Raw genomic sequence first — 8,491 nt, 5'->3', positions numbered from 1 at the left:
CGTTTAGGGCTACCGAGTTGTAACCCATCATGTAGAAGACTACCGTTATAGAAAACATCAGCAGGATATACGCCCCTAGTCGCATAGCCGTATTACCCCCTTCATAGTTTTAAACCCCCTGCTTCATTATGTAAAATCCTGCCGCCACCATAAGCGTAGTAAATACCGTAGCCATCCATATAGTTATTCCTACTGACCCGGCAACGAATATTATACCATGCGGGTAAAGCATTGTAAAGCCCCATAGGACTATAAGGCCTACCGCGCCCGCGCCTTCCGTCGAATACTTGGAAACGAACCCGGCGGCTAGCATAGTTACCCCAACTGCTATAAGGTAGTAGAACCACCCGCTAATTAGGGCGTTGCCCTCTAAGGTTTCCCTAACCCCGGCTAGGCCGGTAGCGTTGCCTAGATAATAGATTCTTGGATTAGGCCGGTATTCGCTGTAATTCTGCGCCTTAAACCATGTAGATACCGTATATACCCCCGTATCGTTCGCCTGTATTTCCATCAGGCCGCCACTAGGGGAAGTCGTCGTATTTACGCTGTATATAGTGGTCGTAGTGCCGTTGTGTTTCTTTGTTATCTCCATCCCGTAATATTCTAGGGTCGCATTAGAACTTACAACATGGTAACTAAGGTTTTCCGAAGGTTCGAAGAACGACCCGTTATTAGGCGCGATAGAATAGGAAACATCGTTAAATACCCGGTTGTAGGTTGGCAGGGTAATAACTGTCCCGTTCGAGGTCGCTAGGGCGATTTCTACCGTGTAAGTACCGGACGGGACGAACTCGAAGGTTATAGGCACATAGCCGTTAGCGTCTATCGTAACCTGATAAAGCGCGAACAGTTCTAAGAATAGGGTAACAGACCCGGTATAGTCGCTTACCCCCTGTTCTATTGTAACATAGGATTGCGCTAGGTTGCTAAATCTCTGGGCGGTTACGGTAATATTCTGTATCGGTTGCCCGTATGCGTCTTCTATCGTAAATGTATAGTATGCCCCCGAGGTATTATCTAGTGAATAGGAATTAATCGTAAAGTTGTTGTTAAGGCCTACTAGGAAAAGGCGAAGCGTCCCGTTTTCGCAGTTGAAATACGCCCGCTTCCTTCCGCTTCCTATCATGTCCGAAGGAAGGGCGTACCCGTATGACGGCGGGGTTTTTAGGATTTGGCTAGTGTTCTGGGTAAAGACTTGCACCGTAAAGGCCTTGCGGTACTCGTCCATCTCGTCATAACAGATAAACTTAGTGTCGTAGGTCTTTTCTGAATAGAGAAGTTTAAGCCTATCCCAATTCGTTACTTTACCCACCGCATTAACGTCAGAAGACCCCGAACGCTTGGCGGTTGTCATATTGCCCGAGTAGAAGGGGACGGTTGCGCCGTAGTCCGAAGCGCTATAACGGATACATGCCGGGGTACTAGCGAAGTAACAGGAATACGCATAGGTGGCCGTCCCTTCCCGGCTGAAAAATATAAGGGTGTCTTCGTCTAGGAAGATTAAGGGAGAATGTTCGCTAACCGTATAGTTGAAAAGGTAGGTTTTGTTTTCTTCTATCATGTGTATTACGGTGCGATTCGTAATGTTAGAGATAAGGGCATAGGTATTATTTCCGTACTGTTCGAAAATAACTTGCGACCCTTCTATATCGGCCTGCCCGTAGCATGTGGTATCGGGTGTCGCATTAACTACTTGCGTGGTGCTGTTATAACTCCATATCTGTATTCTGTCGCTAGTAGCGTTGCAGGACGCATTAGATAGCCATGCGTAATACCATGTCGTAAGGTTCGCGTTCTTGGCGATTGTACCCCACGTTACTTTACGGTTGTGATTGGTGGTATTAAGGTCTTGGAATGTAGTAAGGCTGTAATTCATGCGGATAAGGCGGCTATCGGTAGTCGTCGGCAGGATGAATAGGTAATGGCTTCCGGTCTGATTTGTTATAGTTTGGATATTCTTAGTGTTCGCATAGGCGTACGGGTCGTACTGAACGTTCGGGGTTACGTTGTAGGTGGTGCTTGCGTTCTGTATCGTCATGGAGGTAGAATTTAGGATAATGTAGTGCTTAGTAATGTTGTCGGTATTAAACGTCAGTATTATAGTGTCCGTACCGTTGCGGAAAGCCGCGAAGAAGGACTTAGTAGCATTAAAGGCTTGGGTATAGTTCTGGGTTATCGCGCCGTTCGCTACCGTCGCTATATGTATCGCGTCGGTTGGGGTATCGTCTATAAAGTAAAGAAGGTTAAGGTTTCCTGTGGAATCATAGAAAAGCGATTGCGGGCTGTCTAGGACGTTTTCTACTGTCGTTGAAAGGTTTATAGAATTTTCGTAAGTGCTAAACGACATGGAAAAAGAGTACGTAGCCGAAGTCTTGTAGTATGCGGGGTTCGCATTTAGGTAGCACCGTACGTACCATAGGTGCGACCCTGTGCTAGCGGTCGCGGTTACATTTACCATTTGGCTAACTGCGAAACTCTGTGAATCAATTACCGAACCGTCTAGGGTCGTATTGCATGTTACCGCGTCGTAGGTCGTAAGGTTGTATTGCAGGCTTGTACCCGTACCTGAAAGCACCGCGCCATTACTCGGGGCGATTAAGGTTATTCCCGTAGCCGGGGGCGCGTCTAACGCGTATCCGCTAAACCCCGTTACATTGAAATCCGCGACCCCAGAAGCGCAGGACGCGGTAATATTAGCCGGGATTCCATTTGCTATAATGTCTGCCGCGCTAGAAGGGAGGCCTGACTTCGTATAAACTGTCGTATTGGCACACGCCCCATCTGTGGCTAGTTTAAGGCTAGCGTTCGTATTTAGCGCCGCTAGATTAGTAGAAAAGAATGTAGGCTGTGCGTAGAAGTCCGTACCCGCCGTCATACCATCATTAGTTATTGAAAATGCGGTAAAGTTCGCTATGCCTATCGTCGAGTTGTACCCTATCGCCGTCCGGTTAAATTGGGTGGCCGGGACTACGTTAAACGGGATAGTGCAGTTGTAGAAAAAGTTGTTATCGAATATGCTAGACGTACTGCCGGATTGGAAGTAGATAGCGGATTCCCCAACTTGGGTTATGTTGTAGTAGGTGTTGCCGGTAAGATTAACTGCCGTCGAAGTTGTCCATATCGCCGTCCCGGTCTTCGCCCCGGTTATGTTATTGTAACTTACGTTGGCCTTATACAAATTTCCTATAACTATCTGCCCGTTGCCCGCGTTGTTGGTTATCGTATTCTGGGTAATTGTGTTATTGCCTACGGTGGGCGTACCGGCGGTTACTTTCATAAGGATACCTTCGGAAGAACTGCCGGTAATCGTATTGTTTTGTATCAGGAATCCGGTAGCAGTATTATCTGCGGCGTTGTAAATGCCTATACCGTTTGACGTAAAGGTTATATTGCGTATTTGTACTTGGTCGTGCGCCCCAGTTCCCGCACGAACCCCAACCCCGAAGCCCGTTATCGTGCCGTTTTCTAAGATTACCTGACCCGCCCCACTAAATAAGCGTACCCCGTAATCACTACTTCCCGAATCCCCCGAAAGGGTTTTACCATTTAGATTTATCGTAACCCCAGTTACGGCGTTATTAATTGTAAGACAGTTCCCTGTCGTTGCTAGGTTTCCGGTAACAACATACGAACCGCTAGAATTTATTTGGTATGGGCAGGAAGCGATATTTACCGCGTTGGAAACTAGCCCCAGAAGAAGAAGCGCGAGAATAAGGTTTTTCATTCGCGCCACCTACGGGTACATTCCCCCCCCACCGCCGAATCCTTCCCTTCTTGGGATAGCCATGTTAAAGCCGCTTAGGACTATCATAAGCAGAATCAGGAAGGGTAGCAACCGGATTATAGCAACCATCGCCGTAGTATATGCGTCTGGGGAAGATTCTAAATCCACTACCACCGGGTCTATGAAGGAATTAAGAACCGGAAGCATGACGAAATACACGAAGATTGTAACCATTATCGCAATCAGGTTAATAAAAGTTACTTGCCCCTTCATAGTTTAAACCCCGCTATCCTTTTCCCCCTCATGCCTTTAAAGGTTTTCTTTTTGTGATTAAGAAGTTCTACGGTCGGGACGCGCCCGAAGCCGCCCTTTTCGTATCCGTATATGTTCGGGCGAACGTTCGGGTTCGGGTGTGTCGCTACCCCGTACTTCGCTTGTGATTTTGCTACGCTTAGAAGGTCTGCGAATATCGAACGTTCGCCGGTTATGTTAAAGCCGCCCTTCTTAGGCCTGAATCCTTTTAGTGGTTTCCCCTTGAACTTGGGGTTTTCCGAAGGTTCGCGCACTATCACTATCCCCGGCACTTTTTCCCGTTGGCCTACCTTTAAGCGTTCTGATTGCCCTACGGCTAGCCGTTCGGTCTGCCCTAATGCTAATCGTTCCGCTAGGCCTTGCCCTACGCGCTCGCGTTCCCCGATGCCCGTATATTCCCTTTCTCCTTGCATCAGGGCTACCTTTTCCGCTTTAAGCGTCCCTATCCCTTGCGCTATCGCCTGTTCTTGTATTTCTATCTTCCGTTCTAGCATCCGGTCGGCTTCCGCTTGTGAGATAACGGGCTTTTCCGTATTCTGCCTTGCGAAGTCCCGCGTAAGGTTCTGCTTCATTATCCGGGCGTACTGCGGTTGTAACTGCCCTTCTATGAAGGTGTTAGAGAACTCCCGGCGCATGTTTGCCGCCGTAATCCCCGCGAACGCCGCCCGTTGCGCCGCCTGTTCTGGGGTGTAGGTATATTCTTTTGGGCGTATGAAGGACATACCTACGGCGGTAGGGGCTAGGTAGTTATTTGCCGCCTTCTGGGTGGCCATGATTCCCGGCTTTACCATACCGAACGGATTAAGCCCCGCTTCCTGTACTGCGGCTACCATTTGGTATTCCCCCGAACGTTCGGGTAATTCCCCCATCAGTTCGCGGGCTATCGGCTTTGGCGTACCGGCAACGAAGTACCCCATCTTCATAAGTTCGAAGGCACTAAATCCCATTTCTACCGGTACTGCGAAGGCTTGGGGTACGCCTTCGGACGTTACCCGTAAGACGTTTTGGTATTGTACGGCCTTTTCATCTATAAACGGTTTAGCCTGATTATACCCCCCGCCTATTACGCCTAATGCCGCGCCCGTTACTGTCGCGGTTTCTATGCGGCCAACCGCTTCCGGGTCGGTTATAAGGTTCTGGGCGGCCATCCTGCCCGCGTATCCTATATGCTGTACCCCTTCCGAACGATATACATTTTCCGCGAAGGCAACCGGGAAGACGACTATACCGCGTGCAATCGCGTCTAGACCGGCTACGTTCTCTGCGGCATATTTAAGTATCGGGTTTTGTTCTCCCTGTATGTTAGATTGGATTTCTAGGTTAGTTCTTGCGTAGGTGTTGTAGGATTCCGGTAGGCCTTCTTGGGGGGTAAAGTGGTACTTAAAGTTCGGGTCGCCCCATGCTTGTACGAATTTCTGCCCGTATTCTATGCCGCCCTGTATGCTACCGAAGATTACCGCGCCGGTTACGCCGTTTGCGGCTACTTGCAGTAGCGGGGTTTCGAACCTGACTAATGCGCTTCCGGCTTTATATAACGGTTCTACTGCGGCTTGGGATTCCATAGCGGCATATTGCGGCGTGCCCGGTTGTATGTTAAGGTCGTAGGTACTGCCCCCGCCTAGTTTAACTTCCTGCCGTATTACGCCGGTATCCAGTTTCGTAGTAGAAGCAATTTGCCCGCGTTCTCCTTCCCCCATAAGTTTAGCCATCTGTTCGGTAGCCGGTTTCATGGTTTCTGTGTTTAGCATGGATTCTAAGTAAGACCCTACTACCCACGTTGCCGTTAGGGGTAGTTTCGTAAATGAAGGGATGGCCGCGTAAATATCCCCTGCCGCGCCCGCATAGCCTACGGTATCTGCGGATTGATGGTTTATAAGCGAATCAGACATTACGAAAAGGCCGCCGGAAATCGTCGCTAGTGATAGCCCGGATTTAATGGCAGATTCCGGTACGCTTGCGAAAACGTAGCCAACCTTAGATAATTGGCGGTTCGGTATCCCTAATTGGTTTTCTATTCCCCGTAGCGTATGCCCTACTAATTCGTCGGCGTAATCGGTGTTGTAGAAGTCCCTTAATGCGGTAGGCTTGAAAAAGGTATTTTCGTAGGTATTGCTTCCCGGCGTATATGCTTCGCCTTTGGCATTTACGAATTTGGCTACCTTAATATCTGATGCAGATAAGGGGGCGTAGATTGGGTAGGTAAATCCGGTGTTTATATCAGGGATTAATACCCCATAGGCATTAGTGCCTTGCAATACTTCTTCCGTCTTAAAATAAATCTGGGTCTTAGTTAATGGTAAGTCTATATGTGGGGCATAATCCCCAGACCAAAAACAACCTTCCTGCGTGCAATAGAACCCTTTTAGGCTATCATCAGGTAAAAGTAAATCCCCCCCTAGTTCTGGGACGTAGTGCGTATTGGCAGACGCAATACTAGGGGGGGCTAACTCTGGGACTTCCGATATTGGCGTATCTGTTATGGCGTAGGAAGGCGCAACGAAGGTATATTTTCCGCTAACGTTCGTGAAGCCGAAACTTTTAAGGCGTTGGTCTATAAGCGCGGCCATGCTATCCGGCGCGGTAATGTTCGGATTGATTGTAACCGTATAGGTGTCCCCGGTCTTTTCCGCTACTAGGACTTGCGCCCCGAAGCCCTGATTAAGCGTATCCACGAAAGAACCGGCACTAGCCGCGCTTGCCGGTACTGGTTGCGCGGCGGGGTTCATGAAGATTTTATATTCATAGGTAGGGGTTACTTTCTCCCCGGTAAGTTTGTTATATTCTACCATATCGTCTAGGCTAAAATACTTTTCCCGCGTCTGTATATCGTGCAGTACGCCAGTTTTCGCTTCCACCGTATAGGTTTCTTTTCCTGACGATATAAGAAGATTTTTTAGGTTTCCTTGCGCGTCCTGCGTAAAGCCTTCTACGTTCTGTACTGTTCTGCCATCAGGAAGTTTAAGCGTCTTGGTTGCAGGGTCGTAGCCGTATGCGTAAGGCGATTTCGGCTTTTCCGGCTCTATCTGGTTCGGGACTTCGCCCCCCGTCCGGTTTCTTAGACCTATAAGCGCGTCGCGCATAGCGCGTACCTGTTCTAGTTCCTGCTTCTCGTGCATGTAGGTAGTATAGACCTGTTGGTACTTCGTATCGGTCGGGCGCATCTGGGCGAGTACGCCGCCGAAATAACTAACGCGCTCATTAAGGGATGATACTTTTTGTTTAAGTTCTTCCACTAATTTAGAAGTGGTATTAGGGTTCGGGTTCGGGTTGTTCATTAATCCGAAATACTGGTTATATTTCGCTTCGGCGGCTAAATCCGCGAATTTGGCGCGGTCTTGGGGGGGAATCGCGGGGGCGGTTTGCGGGGGCGGGGAAGGCGGGACACTCCCGCTATTACCGCCTTGCGCCCCCGGATTAGAATTTACCATGCTATCTATACGGGCTTGGATTTTTTAAGGGTTAGGGTTGAACGGAATATACCCCGTACCATTTGAATAGTTTAAATTTGGGATTACCCCGGAAAATCCATGTTGGCAATTTAAGGTTTCCCTGTTTGCGGCGCTTATCCTCGCGTTACAATCCTTTACGATGTAATCCACTTGCCCTATTTGGTAGGCGAAGTACAGTATCGCTAGGATAAGGAAAGGGCGTAAGAACGCCGAGATTATAGAAAGTGGTACGCCCCCTATAATCCATTCTTCCCGCGCCCCGTCAATTACCCGGATTTTTTGTATTAGCCCCATGTTCTACCTCTTTGTTTAGGTACTTTAAAATCTTTCCCGAAGGCAGGGCTAGGCATATCGCAGACCCTATAAGTAGGGCTATTGCCATCATCGAATAGTACCCTTCGGTCGGGGTAAATGAACCTAACGGCAATTTACTTAACAACGCCGTAGATAGCCCTAAGAATGAATATCCGATAAAACGGACAGACATTACCCGGGATTCCTTCTTTTCCATACATTCCGCGCAGTTACACATAGTTTTTACACCCTTTTACCGGCAACCATAAGGCCGGGACAGGTACACCCCGCGCCATACAAAGCCATGCCTTCCCCTTTCCTAGTTGTTTATGGGCATGGCCGCAATCTTGGCAACGTTTTTTACGCCCGCTTATCCGTACCCGCTTATTCTTCGCTCGGTTCATTTTTTACCCCTTCTTTGCTATTTCCTCGGCTATCTGCCGGGTCTTATCCCGTATCCGCTTTTCCGCTTCGTTCTTAACGTACTTGGCGAGGCGGTGCGGGATTTCTTGGTTGTATTCTATCGTATTTTCGTCTAGTATAACGTCCTGCGGCTTACTGCGCTTCGATTCGAAAAGGCGATAATTGGCCGCCACGAAGTCTATAACCTTCGCTATATTGCGTTCTTTCTTTACTTCCTTCGCTTCCGAACGGCGCATTTCTGCCATAAACTTATCTAGCATAACAGACTTACGGGATAGTTCTAGGTTGC

At 48.7% G+C, this 8,491-nt stretch carries 5 protein-coding genes; all 5 read right to left on the bottom strand.

Annotated features, from left to right (window positions below; all coding sequences use genetic code 11):
- Positions 1-109: 109 nt before the first annotated feature.
- Entirely contained in the window at positions 110-3,724 is a 3,615-nt protein-coding gene (locus PHS46_08415) for a hypothetical protein (GenBank protein ID MDD3906525.1), read from the bottom strand.
- A gap of 9 nt (positions 3,725-3,733) precedes the next feature.
- On the bottom strand, positions 3,734-3,997 hold the full coding sequence (locus PHS46_08410; GenBank protein MDD3906524.1) for a hypothetical protein: 264 nt from the start codon (positions 3,995-3,997) through the stop codon (positions 3,734-3,736).
- Positions 3,994-7,464: a hypothetical protein gene (locus tag PHS46_08405; protein MDD3906523.1), complete on the bottom strand. Its 3,471-nt coding sequence runs from the start codon at positions 7,462-7,464 to the stop codon at positions 3,994-3,996. Before PHS46_08405 ends, PHS46_08410 begins: the two co-directional genes overlap by 4 nt.
- Before the next feature lie 283 nt (positions 7,465-7,747).
- Complete coding sequence (locus PHS46_08400) at positions 7,748-8,017, bottom strand: hypothetical protein (GenBank protein ID MDD3906522.1); 270 nt, start codon at positions 8,015-8,017, stop codon at positions 7,748-7,750.
- A 169-nt stretch (positions 8,018-8,186) separates the two neighbouring features.
- The coding region (locus tag PHS46_08395; GenBank protein MDD3906521.1) for a hypothetical protein at positions 8,187-8,491 on the bottom strand (305 nt) is incomplete at its 5' end.

The sequence above is a fragment of the Candidatus Omnitrophota bacterium genome (assembly GCA_028699255.1).
Taxonomy (GTDB): Bacteria; Omnitrophota; Gorgyraeia; order 2-01-FULL-45-10; family 2-01-FULL-45-10; genus FEN-1322.
This window is presented reverse-complemented; position numbering and strand designations above follow the sequence as displayed.